This window comes from Polyangiaceae bacterium (assembly GCA_015075635.1).
Taxonomy (GTDB): domain Bacteria; phylum Myxococcota_A; class Polyangia; order Polyangiales; family Polyangiaceae; genus JADJKB01.
On the sequence record JABTUA010000002.1, the window covers coordinates 3,183,718 to 3,208,547 of the forward strand.

Sequence of the window (24,830 nt, forward strand, 5' to 3'; positions counted from 1 at the left end):
TGCCCGCGAACCCCGGCTGGGCGGTCGGCAGGCGCGACTTCGGCAGATTCTCCACTCGCTCCCTGCGCAGGGCACACCTCCGCGTTCGGCGAGGCGCTCACCGCTGCGTCGAGTTGGAGGCACAACGGCGGTCATCTCGGCGTTGGTCCTCGGGTCGCCCCGGGCATGACCTTGATCGACCAGCATGTACTCTACCCGCTGCTTCTTGGCGCGCAAGGTCCTCACCAGCCCGTCGAGCTGATTGACGGGCGTGCGCACGTCGCGAGCTCCTGCGTAGAGGAAGAGCGGCGCACGGATGCGGTCGACGTAGGTGGAAGGAGAGAGCGCGACCAGCGTGGCGGGCTCGCTGAGCGGGGCCATCTCCAGGCTCATGAATCGCGCCAGATCGCCGAGCCCGCTCTTCATCTGCGCCGGGACGTCGTAAGTGGACGTTCAGGCGCAGCGCGCTGTCCGTCCTCTGCACCGCGGCCACGCCGCCCGTGTGCGCGTCTGCGACGCTCGCTAGCCCGAGCTGGCGCTTCGCTCGCCAGCGCAGTGAGCGGTCCACCTCTGCCATGAACGCGCTCACCACCTCGGCGCAGAGCTTCCGGTCGTAGCCGAGCAAGGCTCGCAGTCCCCAGGGCAGTGAGCAGATCCAATGGCGAATGGGCACGCGCGGCAGGACGCTCTGCTCCAAGTGGACGGCGGTGTCCGCCATCCGCCGACCGAGGCAGGAGGGGCAGAATCCGCGCTGTTTGCAGGAGAAGGCGACGAGCTCGGAGTAGCCGCACTCGCGACAGACCAGATGCAGACACCCGTGCTCGAGACGCCCGCAGCGAAGGTACTCCTCGAACTCCTTCACCACGAAGCGCGGCAGTCCGCCGTGCTCCTCCGCGCGCTCGAGGAACGCCGGCCAGTGCTCCGCCACCGTCTGGTAGAGCACGGTCCTCTCCGGCCGGTGGCGGAAGCGCGAGCGCTCGGGCTGTGCGAGCGCATGTGCAGGGTGGCCCACGCCACTGCCGCCTCAGCGAGCGGCGTGCCAGCCAGGTGAACCCAAAACCCCGCTGTTTCGCTCGCTCACAAGGTGGCGAAGTGGCGAACTCAGGTGGCGATCGACGCGCTTCGTGACACCCGGCGGGGTGCCACCGTCACCCATCGCTGCCGAGCACCGCGCGCACGCGCGCGACCGCTTCCCCGAGGTCCCGGGCAACGAGCTCCGCCGGCAGCCGCAACACCCGCCACCCGCGGCGACCAAGCTCCCGGTCCCGGCGCGCATCGGCCGCACGCCGGCTGGCGTGGTACGCGCCATCGACCTCAATCACGACGCGCACGGAGGGCACGGCGAAGTCCGCGATGTACCGGCCGACGACGTACTGACGTCGGACGACCGCGCCCAGCTTCCCGCCACGCAGCTCCCGCCACAGCGCCTCCTCCGTGGGCGTCTGCGCAAAGCGCATGGCGCGCGGCTCGTCCTCGATCGGCCGGGCTGCTCAAATTTCTGCGCTTTCACGTGCTCGGCAACACACGGAGGCATCCAAGCGCGCGGACCCGGGCCGTGTAGTTCATTCCGCGGCCCCGGCGACTCGCGAGTGACGAATCCGGACTGCGACAACCGCGGCGTCTACGCGCCGTCCAGCACGTGGATCGTGACGGCCGTCGCTGCCCGCTGAGCGCGCGCATGGATACCGCCGGCGAGGCCGCTAGAATCGCGGCCGATGGACGACCGGCAGCTCAGGGAGACGCTTCCTTGGGCGGCCGAGCTCGACAACAGCGGAGATTTCCAGGGCGCCGTGATCGCGGCGACGGTCCGTGAGACATTGGGCCGGTGACGCGCTGACCGCGAGCGCCGCTGCTGGCGTAAGCGCCGTGTAATTGCGGGGCGCTAGCGTCGCGGTCGCACGATGGTCAGAGAAGCCCAGGCCCGACGCGTCGGGCCGAGCGGGAGCTGGGGCGCCGCCCTGCTGCGCGTCGCAGACGGGCAACTGAAGTACCTGCAGCCGGCCTACTTCGCGATGGTGATGTCGACCGGCATCGTCTCGATGGCCTGCGCCATGGTCGGGCACGAATTGGCCGCGACCGCGCTGCTCTGGCTGAACCTGCCGCTCTTGGCGACGCTCGTCGCGCTGACGCTGCTGCGGGTCGCGCGATTTCCCAGAGAGTTCGTCGCCGACTGGAGCGATCACCAACGGGGTGTGGGTTTCTTCACCATCGTCGCGAGCACCTGCATCGTCGGAAACCAACACGTGATGCTCCGCTCCGCCCTGGACCTGGGCAAGAGCATCTGGTGGCTCGGCCTCGCGCTCTGGTGCGGCTGCATGTACGCCATCTTCACGGCGCTGACCGTTCGCGAAACCAAGCCGAGCTTGCCCGACGGCATCAACGGTGGCTGGCTGGTCGCGGTCGTCGCGACGCAGTCGCTCTGCGTCCTCGGCTGCAATGTCTCGACCGCTTTCGGTGCGAGCCGCCCGTTCGCGCTCTTCGCGATGCTCGCGTTGTGGCTGTGCGGGGGTATGCTCTACATTTGGACCATCTCGCTGATCTTCTATCGCTACACCTTCTTCCGCTTCCTCCCGAGCGATCTGATGCCGCCTTACTGGATCAACATGGGGGCGATGGCGATCTCGACGCTCGCAGGCACCGCCTTGATCAAGAACGCCGAAGGCTCGGAGCTGCTCAGCTCGCTCTTGCCGTTCCTGAAGGGGTTCACGCTCTGGTACTGGGCGACGGCGACCTGGTGGGTCCCCATGCTGGTGATCTTGGCGGTGTGGCGGCATGTGGTGAAACGTTTCCCCATCTCGTACGACCCGCTGTACTGGGGAGCGGTCTTTCCTCTGGGGATGTACGCGGCCTGCAGCTTTCAGCTCGCGAGTGTCACGGGGATCGTCGAGCTCTCGGTGCTGGCCCGGCGCTTCGTCGTGGTCGCCATCGTCGCGTGGAGCCTCGCGTTCGCGGGGTTCGCGCGGCGCCTGTTCTCACTCGCGGACACCGTTCGCCGCGAGCGCGCCGGGGAAGCGCGCCTCGGCCAAGCTCGGTCATGAGCGCACAATGCCCGACGCTGTTTCCGCGTGTGTCCACGACCCCAGTCGGTGCGTGCTACGCTCGGAGCCGGCAGCGGGCCTACAGGCCCTCGCCTCGGGAGGACCCATCGCGAGCTCGACACAGCCGTGGCCCACGCGCCACCGGATCGAGAGTTCTTGTGAGACCCGCTCGACAGGGTCGGCGCTAGCGATGGCGCGCGCGCAGCCCGCCGGTCCTGTCTTCGGCTGGCTGGTGCGCCTGCGCTGGCTCGCCATCGTGGGTATCGTCCTGGTGCTGGTTGGCGTCGGCAACAGGCTGAGCTCATGGGCGCTCGGCACGTTGGCGGGGCTCGTCCTGACGCTCGTCGTGAGCTCCCTCTTGACCCACTACCTGACCGGCAAGCACCAGAGCGAGCGGCGGCCGGCCGGGAGCGTCGACGACCCGTCGCTCGAGAGCGATCGTCTGAGAGATGCGCGCGAAGAGCTCGAGACAGAGCGTTCCAGGCTCCAGGCCATCATCGATTGCATGGGGGATGCGGTGAGCTTCTCGGACCGCGCGGGCAACGTGCTGCTCGAGAACCAGCGCGCCGCACAGCTGTGGGGTGCGCCGGGAGCCGCGGATGCGACACGTGCGGACGTGCTGAAAGCAACGCTCGAGGGCGCGACGGGCGCGCGGGTCTTCGAGCACGCCGGCCGGAGCTACGAGGCCACGTCGTCGGTCGTGCGCGATCAGCGCGAGCGTTCCATGGGCCTGGTCGTGGTCGCCCGTGACGTCACCGACCGTCTGGCTCTCGAACGTCGCCTGGCGCACGAGGAGCAGATCTCGGTCGTCGGCAAGCTCGCTGCGGTGGTGGCCCACGAGATCAACAACCCCATCGGCGTCGTATCGCTCTACGCACAGCACGCGCTGGCTCGACTGCCCAAGGGCGATCCGCTCCAGCGGCACCTGGAGACCATCCAGCGCAACGCCGAGAGCTGCCGGAAGATCACCGGAGACCTGCTCGAGCTCGCGCGACCGCGGAAGCCCAAGCACGAGCGCGTCGATCTCCGGACGGTGTGCCACGACGTGGCCCAATCCGTGGAGCCACTGGCCGCGAAGCTCGGCGTGCGGATCATCCACGAGGAGAGCGCCTCGGCGGTGTGGGCGGAGGCGGACGCGCAGCAGCTTCGGCAAGCGGTGCTGAACCTCACGTTGAACGCCATAGAGGCTTCGCGACAGGGCGGGACCGTGCAGCTCCGCGCCTTCGAAGCGCCGGAGCTCGCGCCAATCACGCGCGCCATCGAGATCAGCGATTGCGGCGAAGGCATCCCAGCGGAAGAGCTCGAGCGAATCTTCCAACCCTTCTTCACGACCAAGCCGACCGGAACGGGGCTCGGGCTCGCGGTCGCGGACAACATCGTCCGCGGCCACGGGGGCAGCATCAGCGTCGAGAGCGAGACGCGGCAGGGGACGACCTTTCGCGTCTTGTTACCCGAGGTCCCTCCCAGTCGAGGGCTGCCTTCGGTGGGGGATGACCCCGCATGACTCGGCCTCGGGTGCTGGTGGTCGACGATCATCGCGACATGGCGGACGGTATCGCCATGCTCCTCGGCGAGCTGCCGCTGGACGTGGAGGTGGCCTACTCCGCGAAGCAGGCACTCTCGCTGATGGAGAAGCGCGAAACGACGCTGGTGTTGACCGACATCCGAATGCCGCGCATGGACGGCGTTCAGCTCCTCGCGGAGGTGAAGGCGCGCTCGCCACAAACGCGGGTCGTGCTCTTGACCGCATTCGGAAGCATCGACTCGGCCGTCGAAGCGATGAAGGAAGGAGCGAGCGACTACCTCACCAAGCCGTTCGACAACTCCGCGCTGCTCGACGTCGTGAAGCGGCACGTCGCGCCCGCTGCTCAGGGCGAGCTGGACGTCGAAGGCGTCGTCGCCGCGGTGGCGGCGCTGCTTTCCCCGGACGACCTGTTCAGCAGCCTGGGAGCCGCCCTCGAGACGCTACGAGGCGCCACCGGAGCGGACGACTGCGAGCTCTTCCTCTCCGAGCCAGATGGGAAGGACGCCTTGCTCTCCGTCTGGACCGGCCCCGACGGTGAAGCGATGTCCGATCGCATGCGCTTCGAGCCCAACGTCGGCTACCCGGGCATCGTCGTCGCGACCGGCAAGAGCCTCGCGACCAGCGATCTGGCGGACGATCCGCGTTTCCTCCGGCGAAGGGTCACTGAGCGAGGCATCCGCTCCTACGCGTGTGCGCCGCTGACGGAGGCGCGGGGAGCCCTAGGCTCGATTCACTTGCTCTCCCGCAGCGAGAGCTTTCCCGTCGAGCGCGCCGTCGCGTTGCTGGAGCGCGTCGCTGTCCCCGTGTCGAGCGCGGTGCGCGCTGGGCTCGCCACGCTCAGGCAGGAGGTCGACGCGGTGTGCGCGCCCCACGAATCAGGATCGGACGCGCAGCTCCGAGCGCTGCTCGATACCATCTGTCGCCGCGCCAACGCCACCTACGGCACCATCGCGTTGGTCGACCCGGAGAAGGGCTTGCCGGCCCGCGTGGTGTCGACCGGGCCCGCCTCGCTGCTCTGCGCCCGCGCCGAGCTCGGGGAGTGGGCGGACTGCCCTACGGTCTTGGACGGGCATGGCTTCGCCGCCGATCGGGGTCGGCGTGGCTGGCCCATCCCCTGCCGGCGCGGCATTCCCAGCCGAGTGACCGCCCCGTGCTGCCTGCCGCTCCGCGAGAACGGTCGCTTTCACGGGCTCATCGCCGTGGACCTCGGGCGCCGAGGTGAGAACTACGCCACGGCGCGCCTGGTTCCCCTGCTGGTGATGGCGCAGCAGGCCGCGCTGCACCTCGCGCCGAGCCGTCCGGGACTCCGACTCGACCCGAGCAGCGTCGCGCATCCCGGCGACGAGGCGAAGGCTCCGGAGCTCGAGCTCCGCTGTCTGGGGAGCTTCGAGGTGCTGAAGCGGGGCTCGGCGATTTCAGCCGAGCAGTTCTCGCGCAGCAAGGCGCTGATGCTGCTCAAGCTGCTGGCGCTCAGGGCGGGGACGCCGATCAGCAAGGATTTCTTGATCGAGCAACTCTGGCCGGACGCCGACCCACAGAGCGGAGCCAACCGGCTGCACGGCGTGATGCACGCGCTCAGATCGGTGATCGAGCCGCACCGGGCGGACCGCGCCTGGCTGTACGTTCGAAACCGCGGTGATGTGTATTACCTGAACCTCGACGCCCCGATGGAGATCGACCTCGTCCGCTATCGGGAGCTCGCGCGGACGGGCATGCGTGAGTCGGGCGGTTCTGCCAAGGCGATCGCGACGCTCGAGCAAGCGCTGGAGCTGTACCGGGGCGAGCTGTTCCAGGACGATCCCTACGCCGAGTGGTGCGAGGCGGAGCGCCGCGAGCTCGCGGAGCTTCAGCTTCGGGTGCTGGAGCGTGCCGCCACCTTGCGTGCGCGAAGTGGAGACCTGGAGAGCGCCGTCGGGCACCTTCAGCAGGCGCTGCGGATCGGGCAACATCGCGAGGATCTGCTCGAGTCGCAGCTCCGCCTGCTGCTGCGCATGGGGCGAGCCGGCGAGGCACGAGCCCAGTTCGACGAGTTCAGGGTCGCACTCGAGAAGGACCTGGGCGTGAAGAGCTCGCCGGAGCTGGAGGCGCTCCGGCAACGGGTTTTTCGCTCTTCGAGCTAGCGCAGGCGTGACGGATGTCAGCCGGACCGGGCGCGCGTAAGTCGCCTGTAAGCGCCGGAACGTAACGCTGGTCTCGGGCGGCACGCCTCTCTCGTGCCGCCGCCCGGAGACCGATCATGAAACCGTCCACTGTCTGGCGCGCCCTCTCCATCGGCGCCGCCGTCGCCGTCGTGCTCGGTGCCACCGACGCGCGGGCTTCGGGCGGCGAGCAGAAATTCAACAGCGTGTGCGCGGCCTGCCACACCATCGGCGGCGGCACGCGCGTCGGCCCGGACTTGAAGGGCGTCGCCGACCGGCGCTCCGAAGAGTGGTTGCTCCAGTTCATCAAGTCGTCGCAGTCGGTCATCGCGTCCGGCGATCCGGTTGCGGTGAAGCTCTTCAACGACTTCAACAAGACTCCGATGCCCGACATGCCTCAGTTCTCCGAGGCGGACATCAAGGACATCATCGACTTCATCAGGGCCGGGGGCTCGGGCTCCGGCGGGGGCATGGGGGAGAGCTTTCCCGAAGCGACCTCTGCCGAGATCGACCGCGGCCGACGCCTGTTCCAGGGGCTGATCCGGCTGGAAAACGCCGGACCGGCCTGCAACTCGTGCCATCACGTCACCCACGACGCGGTGATCGGCGGCGGCGTGCTCGCCAAGGACCTGACGCAGGTGTTCTCCCGCGTCGGCGCTCCGGGCGTGAGCGCCATCCTCGGCAAGCCTCCCTTTCCGGTGATGGAGGCCGCGTACAAGGACGCGCCGCTCACGCAGAGCGAAGCGCGCGACATCGTCGGGTTCCTGCAAGACGTCGACAAGACGCAGGCGCTGCAGACGCCGGTGGACTACGGCAATCGGCTGGTCGCGGGCGGCTCGGCGATGTTCGTCGTGCTCGCAGGCCTGTACGGGGTGATCTGGCGGCGGCGCAAGCCGGGGCCGGTCAACCGCGAGATCTTCGAGCGCCAGGTGAAGTCCGAGTGACACACCAGAAGAACGTCAGCGAAAGACTTGGAGTGACAAAGCCATGAGCTGGATCCAGGACATCATCTCGCCCAAGACTCGGCAGTGGGAGGAGTTTTACCGGAACCGCTTTCAGCACGACCGCATCGTGCGCAGCACGCACGGGGTGAACTGCACGGGAGGCTGCTCCTGGCAGATCCACGTGAAGGACGGCATCGTGGTCTGGGAGACGCAGCAGCTCGACTATCCGCTGCTCGAGGACTCGCTCCCGCCCTACGAGCCGCGCGGCTGCCAGCGCGGCATCTCGTACTCCTGGTACCTGTACAGCCCGCTTCGCATCAAGTACCCGCTGATCCGCGGGGCGCTGATCGACGCTTTCGAGAACGCGAAGGAGCACGCGAAGGGGGACCCGGTCGCCGCTTGGGCCAAGCTCATGGGCGACCCCGAGCAGCGCAAGAGCTTCCAAAAGGCCCGAGGTAAGGGCGGCTTCCGCCGCGCGTCCTGGGACACCGTGCTCGAGATCATGGCGGCGGCGAACCTCCACACCGCCAAGAAGTACGGGCCCGACCGCGTCTTCGGCTTCTCACCCATCCCGGCGATGTCGATGCTGAGCTACGCGGCGGGCGGTCGCTTCCTGCAGCTCTTCGGCGGCGCGAACCTCAGCTTCTACGACTGGTACTGCGATTTGCCCACGGCGTTCCCCGAGATCTGGGGCGAGCAGACGGACGTGTGCGAGAGCGCCGATTGGTACAACTCGAAGATGATCGCCGACATGGGCGCGTGTCTGAACATGACGCGCACGCCCGACTGCCACTTCTTCGCCGAAGCGCGCCACAACGGCACCAAGGCGGTGGTCTTCTCCCCGGACTTCAGCCAGGTCTGCAAGTACGCCGATCAGTGGGTGCCGCTCCACGCCGGCAGCGACGGCGCGTTCTGGATGGCCGTCTCCCACGTCATCCTCAAGGAGTTCCACCACGAGGAGCAGACGCCGTACTTCATCCAGTACGTCAAGCAGTACACGGACAGCCCGTTCTTGGTGAAGCTCGAGCAGGTCGGCGATCACTACCGCCCCGGGCGCCTCCTGCGTGCCAACGAGCTCGCTAAATTCGCGGCGATCGAGCACGGCGACTGGAAGTTCCTCAACATCGACGAGGCGACCAACGAGCTGGTGATCCCCAAGGGCAGCGTGGGCTTCCGCTGGGCCAAGAAGGACACGGCCAAGTGGAACATCAAGCTCGAGAACGCGCTGGATGACCAGCCCTACGACCCGATCCTCACTCTGCTCGGCAATCGAGACGAGACGCTGCCCACGGAGTTCACGGAGTTCGGCCTCGATCGCAAGGCGATTCGCAACGTGCCGGTGCGCTACGTCGAGACCGCCGAGGGCAAGGTGGCGGTCACCACGGTCTACGACCTGATCATGGCCCAGTACGGCGTCGGTCGCGGTCTGCCGGGTGACTATCCCAAGGACTACACCGACAAGGACTCGGCCTACACGCCAGCCTGGCAGGAGATCCTCACCGGCGTCGACTCGAAGACGGTGCTGCAGTTCGCGCGCGAGTGGGCCAACACCGCGGCGACCACGCAGGGCAAGTGCATGATCATCGTCGGTGCCGGCATCAACCACTGGTACCACTCCAACCTGATGTACCGCGCCGGCGCCATGGCGCTGATGCTGTCGGGGTGCGTGGGCAAGAACGGCGGCGGGCTGAACCACTACGTCGGCCAGGAGAAGCTGGCGCCGTCGGACTCGTGGGGGACGATGGCGTTCGCCAAAGACCACGTCAGCGCGAGCCGCCTGCAGCAGGCGCCGCTCTGGCACTACCTCAATACCTGCCAATACCGCTACGACGGGCACTACTCGCGCTACAACGCGGTGCCCAAGAACGAGTGGACCAAGCTCCACACCGCCGACACCATCTTCCGCTCGGTGCGCATGGGGTGGATGCCGTTCTATCCGCAGTTCAAGCAGAACACGCTCGAGCTGTGCCGCGAAGCCCAGGAGCACGGCGCGAAGACCGACGACGAGATCAAGCAGTACGTGGTGGAGAAGCTGAAGAGCAAGAAGCTCGAGTACTCCGTCAGCGATCCCGAGGCCCCGGAGAACCACCCGCGCGTTTGGTACATCTGGCGCGGCAACGCGATCATGGGGAGCATGAAGGGCCACGAATACGCCCTCAAGCACTACCTCGGCACGCACTCGAACGCGATCGGCAAGGACTCCGCGGAGCACCCGGAGGAAGTGAAGTGGCACGACGTCGCACCCACCGGAAAGATGGACCTCGTGGTCGATCTCAACTTCCGGATGGACTCGTCGGCGCTCTACTCGGACATCGTGCTGCCCGCGGCCTCTTGGTACGAGAAGGCGGACATGAACAGCACCGACTTGCACTCGTTCATTCACCCTCTGTCGCAGGCGGTAGCGCCGGTCTGGGAGTCGAAGTCGGACTGGGACATCTTCAAGGAGATCTCTCGCGCCACGGCGAACCTGGCCAAGAAGCACCTCCCCGGCGTGCACAAGGACGTGGTGGCTTCGCCGCTCTCGCACGACAGCGCCGACGAGATCACTCAGCCCGCGATCAAGGACTGGTACCGCGGCGAGTGCGACGCCATTCCTGGCCAGACCATGCACAAGCTGACGGTCGTCGAGCGCGACTTCACCAAGCTCTACGAGCGCTACATCACGCTGGGCGAAGGCGTGAGGAAGCAGGGCCTGGGCGCGCACGGCAACCACTACATGTGCGAGGACGCCTACGACGAGCTGATCGAATCGAACCACTATCCGGTCGAGACCATCGACGGCAAGGTCTACCCCTCGTTGCGCGAAGACAACCTGGCGGCCAACGTGCTCCTGCACTTGTCGACGCTGACGAACGGCAAGCTGAACGTCCGCGCCTACGAGAACATGGAGAAGAAGACGGGCCTCCGGCTGGCGGACATCGGCCACGGCAGCCGCGACGTGCACCTGACCTACGAGGACCTGCAGGCCCAGCCGCGGCGCTACAACACCTCGCCGCTGTGGAGCGGCCTGATGAACGACGGGCGCGCCTACGCGGCCTACACTTACAACGTCGATCGGCTCGTGCCCTGGCGCACGCTCACGGGGCGCCAGCACTTCTACCTCGATCACGAGCTCTACCTCGCCTACGGCGAGTGCCTGCCGACGTACAAGCCGTCACCCAAACCGGAGGCATACGGTGACCTGCGCGAGACGGTGAAGAACGGCGAGGCGATGGCGCTGAACTGCCTCACGCCGCACGGCAAGTGGCACATCCACTCGACCTACATGGACAACCTGCGCATGCTGACGCTCTCGCGCGGGTGCGAGCCGTGCTGGCTGAGCGAAGCGGACGCCGAGTCGCTCGGCATCCAGGACAACGACTGGGTCGAGGTCTACAACGACCACGGTGTGTACTGCACGCGCGCCTCGGTGAGCGCGCGCATCCCGAAGGGCGTGTGCATCGTCTATCACGTCCCCGAGCGAACTGTCGGCATCCCCAAGTCCCAGGTGCGCGGCAACCGCCGAGCGGGCGGTCACAACAGCTTCACGCGCATCCACCTGAAGCCGAACTACCTGAGCGGCGGGTACGGGCAGTTCTCCTTCCACTTCAACTACTGGGGACCGATCGCGCCGCAGCGCGACACCCACGTCTTCGTAAAGAAGATGACGAAGGTCGTCTTCTGAGACCAACGAGAGGAAACGGACATGGACATCAGAGCCCAAATCTCGATGGTCTTTCACCTGGACAAGTGCATCGGCTGTCACACCTGTTCCGTCGCGTGCAAGAACATCTGGACTGATCGCAAAGGCGCCGAGTACCAGTGGTGGAACAACGTCGAGACCAAGCCCGGCACCGGCTACCCCGGGAAGTGGGAGGACCAGGGCATCTACAAAGGTGGCTGGGAGCGCGGCGGCGACGGCAAGATCCACCTCAAGGGTGCCGGCAAGGGCAAGGGCCTCGGCAACATCTTCCACAACCCGCACCTGCCGTCGGTCGAGGACTACTACGAGCCGTTCACCTACAACTATCTGAACCTGATCGAGGCGCCGCCCGGTGACGATCAGCCCACGGCGCGACCGGTTTCGCTCATCACCGGCGAGCCCATGGACGTGCAGATGGGTCCCAACTGGGACGACGATCTGAGCGGCACGCCAGACTACGCGCGCAACGATCCGAACTTGGCGAAGCTCACGCCTGCCGAGCGCGAGGCCATGTTCCAGCTGGAGCGCATGGCGTTCTTCTACCTGCCGCGCATCTGCAACCACTGCTTGAACCCGGGCTGCGTTGCCTCGTGCCCCTCGGGCGCCATCTACAAACGTGGCGAGGACGGCATCGTGCTCATCAACCAGGAGGTCTGCCGAGCCTGGCGCATGTGCGTGACCGCCTGCCCCTACAAGAAGTCGTACTACAACTGGCACACCGGCAAGAGCGAGAAGTGCATCCTGTGCTACCCGCGCATCGAGGCGGGCTACGCGCCGGCGTGCATGCATTCGTGCGTGGGGCGCATCCGCTACCTGGGCGTGATGCTCTACGACGCCGACCTGATCGAGAAGACCGCGAGCTCCCCCGAAAGCGAGCTGGTGGGCGCGCACCTGGACATCATCCAGGATCCGTTCGACCCGAAAGTGATCGCCGCTGCCAAGAAGAACGGCATCCCCGACTCGACGATCAAGGCGGCGCAGAATTCGCCCACCTACAAGTTCGTCAAGGAGTGGGGCATGGCGCTGCCGCTCCACCCCGAGTTCCGCACGCTGCCGATGCTGTTCTACGTCCCGCCACTCTTGCCCGTGATGGCGTCGGTCAAGGAGACGGACGGCGCGCAGAAGAAGAAGCTGAACGAGATCGCCAAGACCTGGGCCGACGACTGGCTCTACGACACCAGCACCGAGGAGCTCTGGGGCACGGTGGACCAGGCGCGCTTCCCGCTGAAGTACATGGCCAGCTTGTTCAGCGCCGGCGACGAGCAGGCGGTGGCCCTGCGGCTGAAGAAGCTGATGGCCGTGCGCATCTACCGCCGCTGGAAGACCGTCGGCGACATCGACGAGGGCAAGGTGAATCAGGTCCTGAAAGACACCGAGCTCACCAAGGAGAGCGCGGAGGCCATCTACTACCTGACGGCGCTCGCCAAGTTCAACGACCGCTTCGTGATTCCACCGTCGCACCGCGAGCAAGCGCACGAGATGCTCGAGTTCACCGGTGACACGCGCGGCTCCACGGGCTTCGGATTCCGGCAGAAGCCGGAGCGAGGGTCCTGAGATGATCGCCGATCTCAGCCACTACGCCCTGCTGTCGCGGCTCTTCGACCCGCCAGCCGCCGGCTTCGCGCACGAGGTGCGCGCCGTCGCCGCGCGCCTTCGGGACGGCTACCCGGAGGCGGCGGCGGGGCTCGAGCGCTTCGCCGCGCTCTTGCCGGCCGAGCCGGTCGCCCTGGCCGAGCTCTTCGTGCGGACCTTCGACATTCAGGCCATCACCACCCTGGACCTCGGCTACACGCTGTTCGGCGAAGACTACAAGCGCGGCGCGCTCCTCGCGGGCCTCTCTGCCGAGCACAGACGAGCGAGCAACGACTGCGGCACGGAGCTCGGTGACCACCTGCCGAACGTGCTTCGGCTGCTCGCCAAGATGCCGAGCGGCGAGGTGCGCGACGAGCTCGTGCATGTGATCGTCGGCCCCGCGGTGCGCGAGATGTGCCGCGAGTTCGAGCCGGCGCGCATCACCAAGAAGGAAGAGATCTACAAGAAACACCACAAGACGATCATCGAACACGCAGACGACGAGCTGCGCGCAGCGTACTGCCACGCCATCGGGGCGCTGTACGCGGTGCTGCGCGCGGACTTCGAGTTGAAGGTCAGCTTGCCGGTCGAGCAGGCCGGAGGCTTCGTGCGATCCGTGGATTCCGAGATGAGTATCGAGTCCTGCGCGAGTGGGACGTGCGGCCCCAGCGCCTGAGAGGGACGAGATGACCTTGCCGAACCTGTTCTTCTTCGTGGGGCTGCCCTACATCGCCATCGTGACGTTCCTCGTCGGGACGATTCAGCGCTACCGCAACACGGGCTTCAAGGTCTCGTCCCTGTCTTCACAGTTCCTGGAGGGGAAGCGCCTGTTCTGGGCCTCGGTGCCGTTTCACTTCGGCATCTTGGTGGTGTTCTTCGGCCACCTGACCGCGTTCTTGATCCCAGCCGGCATCCTGGCCTGGAACAGCAACCCCGTCCGGCTGCTCGTGCTCCAGATCACCGCGTGGGCCTTCGGCCTGAGCGTGTTGGTGGGACTCGTGGGCCTGATGCTGCGCCGGCTCACGAACGCGCGCGTGAAGATGGTCACGACTCGAATGGACCTCTTGATCGAGCTGATGCTGCTCGTGCAGACCGGCCTCGGGCTCTACATCGGCTACGCTCACCGCTGGGGTGCGTCGTGGTTCGCTGCGGATCTCTCGCCCTACCTGTGGTCGCTCTTCCTGCTCGACCCGCAGATCACCGCAGTCAGCGCCATGCCGCTGGTCATCAAGCTGCACATCATCACCGCCTTCCTGATCATCGGAATCTTCCCCTTCACGCGCCTGGTCCACGTCCTGGTGGCCCCGCTCCATTACCTGAATCGGCCCTACCAGCGCGTGATCTGGAACTACGACCGGCGCGCCATCCGCGACCCGAAGACACCCTGGAGCCCGGTGCGCCCGAAGAATAACTGAGCCATGTCTGCGGGGGTCTTTCTCAACCGAACGGCGGACCACGCCTTGCGCGCCATGCTCTACTTGGGCACGTCGGGGCGCGCAGGGATGCTCCGCTCCGAGGACCTCGCACGCGCGACCGGCATCCCCCCTTACTATCTGCAGAAGGTCTTGCGGCGGCTGGTCGACTCGAGGTTGCTGATCTCGGAGCGCGGACACAACGGCGGTGTGGCGCTGGCGCGCCCTGCGCGGTCCATCAGCTTCGGCGACGTGCTGCGGGCGGTCGGCGACGATCCCCGAGTCGGATGCTGCGCGGGCTGCTGCGTCCGGCAGAAGCGGAGCTGCCCGCTACACTCCGCCTATCTGGCTCTGCGCCGGTGGGCGGACGGGCGCAGCATCGCGGGCCAGCGCAGCGCGGCCAGACGCCGGCGCCCGGCCAGGCGAGCCAAATGACGCACGACCCGATCGACCCCAGTCGAGGGCGACAGACATGGTCATCAAAGTGTTCTTCGGCCATGCGGCCGTCGCTTGCGCCCTCTTCTCAGCGGGCTGCTCCAGCGATGAAGAGCCTGCCAACGGCGGTATCGGTGGTACGTCAGGCGGAGGCGCCGGCGGTAGCGCCGGGTCGGACGCCGGCGAAGACGCGGGCCCGCTCACGACGAACCCGTTCATCCTGAGCACGAGCGTCTTCCTGAAGAACGGGAACACCAACCTGGTCTTCGTCAATCACATCGCAGAACCGGGCAAGCGCTGCACGCAGCGCAAGAGCGGGGCGTGTCAGGTGAGCGTAACAGCGAGCGCGAGGCGCGGATGCAGCGAGCGAGAGAGCGAGTCAGAGGCACCGAGCGCCGACAACAGAGTGAAAGCGCGCTCGTTCAAGAGCGAGCGCCCAACAAGCAAGAGAAAAAGAGCCGCGGAGACGGCGCCGCGCTCCTCAGGAGCCTCGGCAAAGCCCTAGGAGCAGGCGGCTAGATCCGACCGTTTTCGTCGGGGCTCAGGCCATGGTTCAATGAGTCATGCGCGCCCTCGCGATCCTCTTGTTCTGGCTACCAGTCGCATCCGCCGCATGATCTCGCGGGAGTGCGCGGCGAACAAGACTTGAACGGCTCGCGGCGATCGCCACAATCGCTCGTGCTGACTGAGCTCGGTCGCTGGGTTGGACGGGTCGTCGCCGGCGTGTTGCGGCGCCTGCACTCCGCCGGTCGCGCGGCAGTCTGTCCAACGTCGCTCGTCGCCGGTCTGGTCGAGGATGCGTTCCGCACTCGCGAGGAGTTGATCGCCGAGAATGCGCTTCTGCGCCAGCAGCTCATCGTCGCTGCTCGCGCGTTCCGACAGCCGAAGTTCAAGGCGCACGAGCGAGGCGTGATGGTTCTCTTGGCGAGTCTCGTGCGACACTGGGAGAGCGCCGTTCTTCTGATCCAGCCGCAAACCGTACTCCGCTGGCATCGATACGCCTTTCGCCTCTTCTGGCGCTCGAAGTCGCGCCAGCCCGTGACCGCCGTCCCGCGCGTCGCTCCGGAAACGGTCGAGCTCATCCAGACGATGGCGCGGGACAACCGCCTATGGGGCGCCGAGCGCATCCGCGGCGAGCTCCTAAAGGTCGGCATTCGCGTCGCCAAGCGCACCGTGCAGAAGTACATGCGTTCGGCGCGACCGCGCCCGCATTCGGGCCAGAGTTGGGCGACGTTCTTGCACAATCACCTGCACCAGATCTGGGCGTGCGACTTCCTCCAGGTGTACGATATCTGGTTCCGGCCGCTCTTTGCCTTCTTCATCCCACTTCTGGGATTTCCCAGGGTCGTCGTCGAGCTCGGGTCCCGCAAGATCGTGAGCGTAGCGGTGACGGGAAACCCGAGCTCGGCCCGGGTCGCGCAGCAGCTCCGCGATGCGACCGCGTTCGGCGTCGGCCCCCGCTTGGGCACGAGGGTCTTGACGACGCCTGTTCGAGCGCCGAAGGCGAACGCTTACTGCAAACGCTTGCTCGGCAGCGTGCGGCGGGAGTGTCTCGACCACATCGTCCCGCTCGGCGAACGTCACCTGCTCGAGATCCTCCTCGAGTACATGCGCCACTTCAACGAAGCCCGGACTCACCAAGGCATCGGTCAGCTCATTCCGGTCGGGTTCACGACCGCCGCGGTCGGGCGCGCCGCGGTGATCGCGCGTCCCGTGCTGAACGGGCTCCATCACGTTACCAGCGAGCTGCTTGATGGAAGAGTCGCGGATCAGCGAGGTAGCCAGGACAGCCGGAGCAGGCATCGGAGCGGTTCGAGCAGCCCGAACGTCAGGGACTTCTCCCTGAGTTCGCCCGAGCCCAGGCGAGCTCCCGCAGCACACGAGCCAAGTCCCGAAAGGTCTCGTTCTCTTCTGAGACGTCGACTCGCAGCTCTCGCCCCTCAGATCTTCGTGACCTCCGCGCCCCACACCTCGGGGCCATCGCCGATCTTGCGAAACGCGAAGCTCCCGGCGGGCTCGCTCTCTTCGAGCGCGTAGTACATGCAGCTCGGGTCGTGGTCGAGCGTGATTCGCAGCGTCTCGCCGCGCGCCAGGGCGCGGAACGCGCCGAGGATGGTGCCGAGCCGATCCTTCGGCTCGACGTCGCGCACGTCGACCTCGTGCTCGCCCGAGGGGTGAGCCGAGCCGCAGCCCGCGAGCTTTCGGGACGAGAGCCACTCGTGCCAACGCGGCAGCTCCTCGGGCCTGCTCGGCGTCAGCACGACCGGACCGCCGTACCCGGAGATCGCGAGATCGACGAACAAGGGACCGACGCCACGTCCGTCCTGATCGCGCTGCTCCGGACCACCGCCGTACAGGCGCACCAGTCGGAGGTGCTCGTGCAGAGCGAGCAGGACGGCGCCCGACGTCCCGAAATCCTCCGAGCTCGGACGGATCTCCCACGCGAGCCCGACGGAGGGCGGACTGCCCGCGTTCTCGAGCGCGGTCGTGACGGCGATGACCTGGTCGAGGTCGGTGCCCAAGCCGAGGAGCAGTGTCCCGCCCGCTCGTGCGAAGAGCCGTGAGAGGTCCGCGATGGAGTCGCCGTGCACCGCGCCGAGCGGGATGGAGAGTGGAACCGCGAGGTCGCCGGAGAGCCGAGCGAGGACGCCCCTCGCGGAGCCCGCGAAGCGCTCGGCGCGAAGCGCGATGACCCGGACCCCCGACGCGCGGACTAGCGCGCCGAGGGCCCGAGCGTCGTCGGCTGTCTCGACGACGAGCTCGATCCCGTCGAGCCCACGCGCCCGGCACGCGACGTCCAATGCATCGAGCGCGAGGCCGGGCGCTGCCGCAGCGCTCAGCGACAGCTTCATGCCTTGCTCTTCTCGATGAGGACGCGCCAGACCGCGGGTCCCTGCTCGACGTAGGTCCACTGGAACTGCCCGGTGCGCGTCGCCTCGAATTGCCTCCGGAGCGGGTAGGGATCGTGGTCGTTGATCAGCGTGAAGGCTTCGCCAGCGCCGAGCGCGTCGAAGGTGCGGAAGATCGCGGGGTGCTTCTCCCGCGGGGGGACGACGCGGATGTCGAGCTCGATGGCCATTTTCGTTCGGTCTCTCTTTCTTCAATCGGGTTTGTGTCTGATGAACAGCCGAACGAGGTCGGCCGACTGTTCGCGAATCTCGTAGACGAAGCCCTGCTCGTCGAGCCTGGGCAGCAGGAACTGCGGCACGCGGACGTTGAGCTGCACGAGCGTCTTGCCGCGCGGCATCGTCGCGAGCACCTCGAAGGTGCGGATCATCGGCTCGGGCGGCTCGAGGTCGCGCACGTCGAGGACCATTACGTCCTCGTCCTCGCTCGGGACGCTGGCCGCCGGCGCCCGTCGCTCGCCCTCGCCGCGGAAGAACCAAACGCGCCAGTCGTCGGCGGCGAGCTGTTCGGTGAAGTGCGCATAGCCCTTCTTCGCGAACACGCCGTAGAGCGGCGCCGGCTCGAAGATAGCGCGGACGCGGAGGACGCTGTCCGCTTGCAGCGTCCGTGCGGCGCTCATGATGCGGGCGAACGGCTCACGGCCCGATCGCAGGTCTTCGCGCACGTCGAGGTCGACGACGAGCTCGGCCGGCGTTGCGAGGAGCGAAGCCGGCACGGGCGTCGGCGTGAAGGCCTTCCCGGCGGGCTCGGGCGCCGGTGGCTGGTCCTCGAGCGCTCGGTTCAGGCGCTCGACCAACGCGGAGGCTTCGAGCCCGGCGATCTGCGCGGCCTGCTCGACCGTGACCCGCGGGGCCATGTTCTTTCGGAGCGAGGGATCCCGGAGCTTCTCGAAGGGCGGCGCGGCAGCGGCCAGCACGTCGAGGAGCCGCTCGTCCTCTGCGAGGACGGCGGACAGCCTGTCGGCCGCGCGGATCACAGCGCGCCCCTCTGCGCGAGGCCGGGGTGCCAGCGCGGATCCCAGACCAGGTTCGGGATCACCTCGCGTACGCCCGGCACCACGCCGACGGCGCTGAGGATCCCATCGGTGATGATCCGCTCCATGGGGCAGCCCGGTGTCGTGAGCGTGAAGGTCACGTCGACCGAGCCGTCCTGGATCTCCACGTCATAGACGAGCCCGAGGGTCACGATGTCCAAGCCGATCTCCGGGTCGATAACGTCGCGGAGGGCGGAGTAAACCGGTTCGGTCGTGGAGAGATGCCTGTCATTCATGCGAGCTTCCTCTGGGCGAGCCGGGTGATGACGATGACCTGAAGCCACGCGCCGGCCGCGAACACGATGGCAGCCATACGCGCGAGGACCACGGATCCGATGAAGGTGGCGACGGCCAGGCCGACCAGGCCGGCCACGAGGAGCGCGGCGTCTGCCAGCGCGACTCGCTCCGAGTAGAGCTCCGAGACCTTCGGGACCTTGCGCTTGCCGAGCAGCGGTCCGTAGCGATGGTTCCAGACCAAGAACGGGACGATCTTGTAGTAGTGGCCCGCGACGAAGAGCGTGACGGCCCCGAGCAAGACGACGAAGTAGGTCGTGAGCAGGCGCGGATCGGCGAGGCCGCGGGTGAGCGCGAACGGCGCGAGCACGACCGCGAGGCCGAGCCCGGCGAGACCGGAAGCAACAAGGCGCATCCCCGGATCGATCGCCCTGCGCTTTCTGTGCTTGAAGAACGTCGCAGCCTGCACGAGGAGCGCAAGGACGCCGGCAGAGCCGAGCGCAGCCGCGGCGGAGAGCCGCGCCGAGCCGCCCCAAGGCATGCTGAGCAGCGTCGCGCTGCCGAACAAGAGCCCGATGGCCACCCATGCCGGGCGCTCACTCGCGCCGTGGGTGAGCAGGAACATGGGCAGGAGCCGGTGCGCAACGCCGACCATGACCATCAGAACGAAGCCAAGGATCGCGATGTGTGCGTGCTGGCCGATCGTTCCGAACCGGTCGGACAAGAGGGCGCCATCTCGAAGGTTCAGCGCGAGCACGACGCCGTACGCGGGCGTCGCGAGCAGGAAGATCGCGGCCCCGGCGAGCGCCCACCAGGTGAGGTTCCGCTCGCGGACGGGGATCAACGTCGCCGCCAAGTTCACCGCGAAAGCCGCGAAAGCCAGCGAGAGCGCGAACGCCCCAAAGAGCAAGAGGGGCCTGCTCGAGGCGAGGAGCGCGACGACGAAGCTTCCGACCCCCAGGGTCTGGGCTGCAAACGAGAGGTGAGCGAGCGGCGGGAAGCGCACCGAGCGGCCGACCGCGACGGGGAGGAACTGACAGAGCGCGCCGAAGATCGACAGCACGATCCAGCCGAGGGTGAAGAGGTGCACCAGGGCGACGACCCGCGGCACGAAGAAATGACCCCGCGACAGATCTGGCGCCGCGAGGACCAGCGTGCTTGCTCCGACCGCGTAGAAGACGAGCGCGGCGAGGAAATGCTGACCCGGCAGCCATGGCGGGACCAGCGCCGGCGAGACGAAGCCCGGAAGGGACGGCGCCCCGGGCGAAGCGGTCGCCCGCGCGGGGCCGGCGATGGTCGGGAGCATGCTGCCGCTGGCCCCCTGCACGCCGGATGCCAACCCGCTTCAACCCGTGCGTCGCGCTTCGTCGAGCTTGCGATAGAGCGTCCGCTCCGAGACGCCGAGCGCCCGGGCCAGGCTCACGCGATCATTCGCGCGGGCCTCGGCCCAACGGAGATACTCCGCCTCGAGCTCGGCGAGCGGAAGCACCTCGGCGACCGAGAACGCGCCGTCGGCCGTTGGGCTCGGGTCGGAGCGCCCTGGGCCGACGGCTGCGAGCTCGGGCGGCAGGTGCTCGACGCCGAGCTCCTCGCCGTCGGCGAGCAAGGCCATTCGATCGACCACGTTCTTGAGCTCGCGCACGTTGCCCGGGAAGTCGTGCTCGAGGAGCAACGCCAGCGCCTCGGGGGCGAGTCGCTTGCCGGGGTGCTTCTTCGCGAGGAATTCGTGGCAGAGCACGGTGATGTCGCCGCGACGCTCGCGAAGCGGCGGCAGGTTCACGGGAAAAGCGTTGATCCGGTAGTAGAGATCCTGACGGAACGTGCCTTCGCGAACCATCGCCGCGAGATCGCGGTGAGTCGCGCAGACGAGGCGGAAGTCGGCTCGGTGCGGCTCGGTACCGCCGACCTTGCGGAAGGTCCCCGACTCGAGCAACCGGAGCAGCTTCACCTGGACGGGCAGCGGCACGTCGCCGATCTCGTCGAGGAACAGGGTGCCGCCCGCCGTCGCGTCGACGAGGCCTCGCTTCGCCTTGTTCGCGCCGGTGAAGGCGCCCTGCTCGTAGCCGAAGAGCTCGGACTCGAAGAGCGTCTCGGGCAGGCCGCTGCACTCCACCGGCATGAACGGGCGCTGCCGGCGTGTGCTCATCTGATGAAGCGCGCGCGCCGCGAGCTCCTTGCCCGTCCCGGATTCTCCCAAGAGCAGCACAGGCACCTCGCTCGGCGCCGCTCGCTGCAGGAGGCCGAGCGCGCGGAGGAAGCTCGAGGCGCGTCCGACGAGCTCGCCCTCGTGGCCGCGTGCCTCCTGGATCTCGTGGATGCGCTCCAAGAAGTACGCGACGCGACCGCGGTCATCGAGGATCGGCTCGACCTCGACGTCGACGTGTCGCGGCCCAGCCGCGCCGTGTTGGATGTGGAAGACGCGCTGGCGGCGGCCCGACTCCAGCGTCGCGCGTAGCGGGCAGGGCTCACCGTTCTCGTCGCACGGCGAGGCGAAGTCGCGCGAGGCGGCGTAGCAGGACCGCCCGACCTCACCGTACTTGTCGCGATAGGCCGGGTTCGCGGCCAGGATTTCGTGATCGATCGAGAGCAGGATCGCGGGCTCGGGCACGCCATCGAGCATCGCGCGCAGGCCCTCGCCCACCGGCGGTGGCTTCTTCCGGAGCTGAAGCAGCATGTCTCCATTCATGCCATATTTGGCATGCGCGGCACGTCAAATATGACAAGAGTGGCATAGCCGGCCGTTTTGGAGGCCGGGAGCCGCCGCCGCGCGGTGGCATGGCCCTGGCAAGGAAACCCTCGCGATGATCCATCCCGAGGTGACCATCACTGAGGTCGCGTTGCGAGCTTTCCGCGATGCCGCGGCCGAGTCCGCCGATGGCGAGGTGCTCCGTCTGACGATCGACGCGAAGTTCCAGAACGATTTGTACTTCGGCCTCGGCCAGCCGAACGACGTCGTCGTCGACGTGAGCGGGCTCAGGCTCGCGATGGACCCACGCACTGCGCGACGGGCCAACGGGCTCAGGATCGACTTCATCGCCGACGGCGCCACCGGACCGGGCTTCAAGCTCGACAACCCCAACCAATCGAGCGCCGTCCAGGGCGTTTGCCCCGCCGACGTACTGCGGATGCTCGAGAAACGCGAGCGGTTCCAGCTCATCGACGCGCGGAGCGCGGACGAGCGTGAGAAGGCCAGGCTGGAGGCCGCGCGGGCGCTCGACGCGGCGTACCAGGCCGAGCTCGACACCCTGCCGCGGAGCACGAAGCTCGTCTTCATGGGGCACCACGGCACTGGCGGACGGGAGACCGCACGACAGTTCCACGCTCGAGGCTTCATCGACGTCTGGTACGTGGTCGGCGGCATCGACGCTTGGTCCACGATGGACCCCGACGTCTCGCGCTACTGAGTCATGGCACGCTCGCTGCAACGGGTGGGCCCGTGATCGATCCAAGATGGCTGAAGCCGGCCCACCCCGAGCGAGTCTGCTGGGGGTGTGAGAAGCTATGCCCCATCAGCGATCTGACTTGCGGCAACGGCACCGAGCGCACGCCGCACCCTGTCGAGCTGTTCGGCGAGGATTGGCAGGCCTGGCGGGACGACGGCGAGCAGCCGCCCGAGGACTGATCCGTGCTGCCCACGATCGCGCTCACCTTCCGGGAAGGGCTCGAGGCCTTCATGGTCGTCGCGATCACGATCGCGTACCTCCGCAAAGCCGGGCGGAGCGACCTCAGTCGTGTGGCGCGGCTCGCCGTGGTGCTCTCGATCGCCGTGAGCGTCGGCGCTGGGTGGCTCTTCGGGCAGGCCGAGAACCGGCCGCTCTGGGAGGGCATCCTCGCACTCGTCGCAGCAGTGACCATCGCTCCGCTCACGGTGTACATGCTCCGCCACGGTCGAGCCGTGCGCGGCAAGCTCGAGCAGGGGCTCGAGCGTAGGCTCCAGCATCCGCGTGCGTCGAGCGCGGTGTTCTTCTTCGTGCTGCTCATGGTCACCCGCGAGGGCATGGAGACGTCGTTGCTCTTCTCGACGCTGCTCTTCAGCGTCGGAAAGGCGGAGCTCGTGGTGGGCGCGCTGATCGGCGTCGGAGCGTCGGCGGCGCTCGCCACCGCGTGCAGCCAGTACGGCCACCGGCTCCAGCTCGGACGCTTGCTCCAGATGACGGGCGTCTTCCTGCTCGTCTTCTTGGTGCAGCTCTCGATCGTCGGGCTTCACGAGCTCGCGGAGGCCCGCGTCCTGCCGCACAGCGAGGAGCTACACCTGGCGACGGAGGCCTACGGACCCACCGGCAAGTACGGCGAGTGGCTGAGCTACCTCTTGGTCCTCGCCCCGCTCGCATGGCTCCTCATTTCGATGGTGCGCGGGCGCCGTAGCTCAGACGTCCTTCCTGTCTCGATTGCGGCGCGGAACGTGCATCAGAGCCGTCCCGGAGGTTCTTGCCCATGATGAGATCGGAGCTCGCACACCGTGCGGGGCCGGCGATGTTGGTCCATCACGTCCCAGCCGCTGCTGGTCACTTCATCCTCTCGCGCCAGATCGACGAGCTGCGTTCGACGGCGCAGTACGCGCTCCGGGGGCGTGCCGCGCGGACCCTCTTCAAGAGAGCGGAGATGAGCGTCGTGCTCGTGGTTCTGGCGCGCGGTTCGGCGATGACGGAGCACCGCGTGGATCGGCCCGTGTCCATCCACACCGTCGAGGGTTGGGTCACGGTCCACGCCCCCGGGGAATCGGTCGAGCACGTTGCCGGCGGGCTGCAGCTGCTCGACCCCTCCGTCGTGCACAACGTCGAGGCCCTCGCCGACAGCGCCCTCTTGCTGTCGATTCCCTGGCCCGACTGCTGAAGGGCGCGATTTTCCGCCTTGGAGGTTTCATGCGTCGCATTCGTTCTCTGTTCGTCCTTTCGGCTCTCGCCGCCCTCGGCTGTAGCCGTTCGACCAATGTCACCGCGGAGGGCCGCGACACCGGCGGCTCCGCCAAGGGCGATCTCGGGGCTCCCGTCGGCGCGCCCGTGGCGGCCGAGCTCGTGCCCGCTCCGAACGTCTCCAAGCCCATCCGGCGCGACAAGCCCGCTCACGTCGTCGTCGAGATCGAGACGCGCGAGCTCGAGCTGCCGGTCGGTCACGGGGTCAGCTACCCGTTCTGGACCTTCGGCGGGAAGGTGCCGGGCCAGTTCATTCGCGTGCGACAGGGCGACACCGTCGAGCTCCGGCTCAAGAACGCGGCGGACAGCAAGATGCCCCACAACATCGACCTACACGCCGTGACCGGCCCCGGCGGAGGCGCCGTCGCCTCGTTCACTTCGCCCGGCTACGAAACGCGCTTCACCTTCAAGGCGCTCAACCGCGGTCTGTTCGTCTATCACTGCGCGACCGCCCCGGTCGGGATGCACGTAGCGAATGGCATGTACGGCCTGATCCTGGTCGAGCCGCCCGGAGGATTGCCGCCGGTCGACCGGGAGTTCTATGTGATGCAGAGCGAGCTCTACACCAACGGAAAGTACCGACAGGCCGGGCTCCAGGGCTTCGACGAGCAGCGCGCGATCGACGAGAACCCGACCTACGTCGTCTTCAACGGCAGCGAAGGCTCGCTCACGGGCGCAAAGGCGCTCCGCGCCAGGGTCGGCGAGCGCGTCCGAATCTACGTCGGCAACGCGGGGCCGAACCTGGTCTCGAGCTTCCACGTCATCGGCGAGATCTTCGACAAGGTCTGGACCGAGGGAGGCAGCCGCGTGCAGGAGAACGTGCAGACCACGCTCATCCCGGCCGGGGGCTCGGCGATCGTCGAGTTCCAGGTCGAGGTTCCCGGCGACTACGCGCTCGTGGATCACTCGATCTTCCGCGCCTTCCACAAGGGCACGGTCGGCACGTTGATGGTCGAGGGTGAGGAGAACCCCCGGGTGTTCGGCGGCCAGCAGGTGATCGGGGCGGCTCACTAGGGAG

25 protein-coding genes are annotated in these 24,830 nt (G+C 67.5%); 16 read left to right on the forward strand and 9 right to left on the reverse strand.

What is annotated here, in order from left to right; translation table 11 throughout:
* Positions 1-97 precede the first annotated feature (97 nt).
* A complete protein-coding gene (locus HS104_30355; protein ID MBE7484258.1) occupies positions 98-922 on the reverse strand; it encodes a transposase zinc-binding domain-containing protein in 825 nt (274 codons plus the stop codon).
* A gap of 205 nt (positions 923-1,127) precedes the next feature.
* Positions 1,128-1,436: a DUF559 domain-containing protein gene (locus HS104_30360; protein ID MBE7484259.1), complete on the reverse strand. Its 309-nt coding sequence runs from the start codon at positions 1,434-1,436 to the stop codon at positions 1,128-1,130.
* Between the two features lie 444 nt (positions 1,437-1,880).
* Between HS104_30360 and HS104_30365 the strand changes: the two genes are divergently transcribed.
* From HS104_30365 to HS104_30410, 10 genes are all read left to right on the forward strand, one after another.
* Positions 1,881-3,017: a tellurite resistance/C4-dicarboxylate transporter family protein gene (locus HS104_30365; GenBank protein MBE7484260.1), complete on the forward strand. Its 1,137-nt coding sequence runs from the start codon at positions 1,881-1,883 to the stop codon at positions 3,015-3,017.
* Between the two features lie 190 nt (positions 3,018-3,207).
* The gene (locus HS104_30370; protein MBE7484261.1) at positions 3,208-4,521 is read left to right on the forward strand and encodes a hypothetical protein; all 1,314 of its coding nucleotides are present in this window, start codon (positions 3,208-3,210) and stop codon (positions 4,519-4,521) included.
* Positions 4,518-6,662 (forward strand): response regulator, encoded by a 2,145-nt coding sequence (locus HS104_30375; GenBank protein ID MBE7484262.1) that lies wholly within the window; start codon positions 4,518-4,520, stop codon positions 6,660-6,662. The genes HS104_30370 and HS104_30375 overlap by 4 nt, the downstream gene beginning before the upstream one ends.
* A gap of 116 nt (positions 6,663-6,778) precedes the next feature.
* Complete coding sequence (locus HS104_30380) at positions 6,779-7,624, forward strand: cytochrome c (protein ID MBE7484263.1); 846 nt, start codon at positions 6,779-6,781, stop codon at positions 7,622-7,624.
* Positions 7,625-7,667: 43 nt separating this feature from the next.
* Complete coding sequence (locus tag HS104_30385; GenBank protein MBE7484264.1) at positions 7,668-11,288, forward strand: nitrate reductase subunit alpha; 3,621 nt, start codon at positions 7,668-7,670, stop codon at positions 11,286-11,288.
* 21 nt (positions 11,289-11,309) lie between these two features.
* Positions 11,310-12,860, forward strand: a complete 1,551-nt coding sequence (narH, locus tag HS104_30390) for a nitrate reductase subunit beta (protein MBE7484265.1) — start codon at positions 11,310-11,312, stop codon at positions 12,858-12,860.
* A 1-nt stretch (position 12,861) separates the two neighbouring features.
* Positions 12,862-13,554, forward strand: a complete 693-nt coding sequence (locus HS104_30395) for a hypothetical protein (protein MBE7484266.1) — start codon at positions 12,862-12,864, stop codon at positions 13,552-13,554.
* A 10-nt stretch (positions 13,555-13,564) separates the two neighbouring features.
* Complete coding sequence (gene narI, locus HS104_30400) at positions 13,565-14,293, forward strand: respiratory nitrate reductase subunit gamma (GenBank protein ID MBE7484267.1); 729 nt, start codon at positions 13,565-13,567, stop codon at positions 14,291-14,293.
* A 3-nt stretch (positions 14,294-14,296) separates the two neighbouring features.
* Positions 14,297-14,725 (forward strand): Rrf2 family transcriptional regulator, encoded by a 429-nt coding sequence (locus HS104_30405; GenBank protein ID MBE7484268.1) that lies wholly within the window; start codon positions 14,297-14,299, stop codon positions 14,723-14,725.
* Between the two features lie 37 nt (positions 14,726-14,762).
* Complete coding sequence (locus HS104_30410) at positions 14,763-15,230, forward strand: hypothetical protein (GenBank protein MBE7484269.1); 468 nt, start codon at positions 14,763-14,765, stop codon at positions 15,228-15,230.
* A 56-nt stretch (positions 15,231-15,286) separates the two neighbouring features.
* Here HS104_30410 and HS104_30415 read toward each other — a convergent pair whose 3' ends face one another.
* Positions 15,287-15,718: a hypothetical protein gene (locus HS104_30415; GenBank protein ID MBE7484270.1), complete on the reverse strand. Its 432-nt coding sequence runs from the start codon at positions 15,716-15,718 to the stop codon at positions 15,287-15,289.
* Between the two features lie 45 nt (positions 15,719-15,763).
* Here HS104_30415 and HS104_30420 point away from each other — a divergent pair, with 45 nt between their 5' ends.
* A complete protein-coding gene (locus HS104_30420) occupies positions 15,764-16,762 on the forward strand; it encodes a transposase (GenBank protein ID MBE7484271.1) in 999 nt (332 codons plus the stop codon).
* Here HS104_30420 and HS104_30425 read toward each other — a convergent pair.
* The 6 genes from HS104_30425 to HS104_30450 are packed head-to-tail and all read right to left on the reverse strand — an operon-like array spanning position 16,666 to position 21,585.
* Positions 16,666-17,577 (reverse strand): DUF2249 domain-containing protein, encoded by a 912-nt coding sequence (locus HS104_30425; GenBank protein ID MBE7484272.1) that lies wholly within the window; start codon positions 17,575-17,577, stop codon positions 16,666-16,668. The two genes, HS104_30420 and HS104_30425, sit on opposite strands and share 97 nt — an antisense overlap.
* The gene (locus tag HS104_30430; GenBank protein ID MBE7484273.1) at positions 17,574-17,804 is read right to left on the reverse strand and encodes a DUF2249 domain-containing protein; all 231 of its coding nucleotides are present in this window, start codon (positions 17,802-17,804) and stop codon (positions 17,574-17,576) included. Before HS104_30430 ends, HS104_30425 begins: the two co-directional genes overlap by 4 nt.
* A gap of 21 nt (positions 17,805-17,825) precedes the next feature.
* Positions 17,826-18,608 carry a DUF2249 domain-containing protein gene (locus HS104_30435; GenBank protein ID MBE7484274.1) on the reverse strand — a complete coding sequence of 261 codons (783 nt, stop codon included), beginning with the start codon at positions 18,606-18,608 and terminating at the stop codon, positions 17,826-17,828.
* Complete coding sequence (locus tag HS104_30440) at positions 18,605-18,901, reverse strand: metal-sulfur cluster assembly factor (GenBank protein ID MBE7484275.1); 297 nt, start codon at positions 18,899-18,901, stop codon at positions 18,605-18,607. The genes HS104_30435 and HS104_30440 overlap by 4 nt, the downstream gene beginning before the upstream one ends.
* Positions 18,898-20,226, reverse strand: coding sequence for a hypothetical protein (locus HS104_30445; GenBank protein MBE7484276.1), 1,329 nt, complete (start codon positions 20,224-20,226; stop codon positions 18,898-18,900). Before HS104_30445 ends, HS104_30440 begins: the two co-directional genes overlap by 4 nt.
* A gap of 18 nt (positions 20,227-20,244) precedes the next feature.
* On the reverse strand, positions 20,245-21,585 hold the full coding sequence (locus HS104_30450; GenBank protein ID MBE7484277.1) for a sigma-54-dependent Fis family transcriptional regulator: 1,341 nt from the start codon (positions 21,583-21,585) through the stop codon (positions 20,245-20,247).
* A 115-nt stretch (positions 21,586-21,700) separates the two neighbouring features.
* Here HS104_30450 and HS104_30455 point away from each other — a divergent pair, with 115 nt between their 5' ends.
* Genes HS104_30455 through nirK form a run of 5 tightly spaced genes read left to right on the forward strand, consistent with a single transcriptional unit; the run spans position 21,701 to position 24,826 of the window.
* A complete protein-coding gene (locus HS104_30455) occupies positions 21,701-22,303 on the forward strand; it encodes a hypothetical protein (protein MBE7484278.1) in 603 nt (200 codons plus the stop codon).
* 35 nt (positions 22,304-22,338) lie between these two features.
* Positions 22,339-22,521, forward strand: a complete 183-nt coding sequence (locus HS104_30460) for a DUF3079 domain-containing protein (GenBank protein MBE7484279.1) — start codon at positions 22,339-22,341, stop codon at positions 22,519-22,521.
* A gap of 3 nt (positions 22,522-22,524) precedes the next feature.
* Positions 22,525-23,337, forward strand: coding sequence for an FTR1 family protein (locus tag HS104_30465; protein MBE7484280.1), 813 nt, complete (start codon positions 22,525-22,527; stop codon positions 23,335-23,337).
* Positions 23,337-23,732: a hypothetical protein gene (locus HS104_30470; protein MBE7484281.1), complete on the forward strand. Its 396-nt coding sequence runs from the start codon at positions 23,337-23,339 to the stop codon at positions 23,730-23,732. The genes HS104_30465 and HS104_30470 overlap by 1 nt, the downstream gene beginning before the upstream one ends.
* A gap of 29 nt (positions 23,733-23,761) precedes the next feature.
* A complete protein-coding gene (gene nirK, locus HS104_30475) occupies positions 23,762-24,826 on the forward strand; it encodes a nitrite reductase, copper-containing (protein MBE7484282.1) in 1,065 nt (354 codons plus the stop codon).
* Positions 24,827-24,830: the final 4 nt, after the last annotated feature.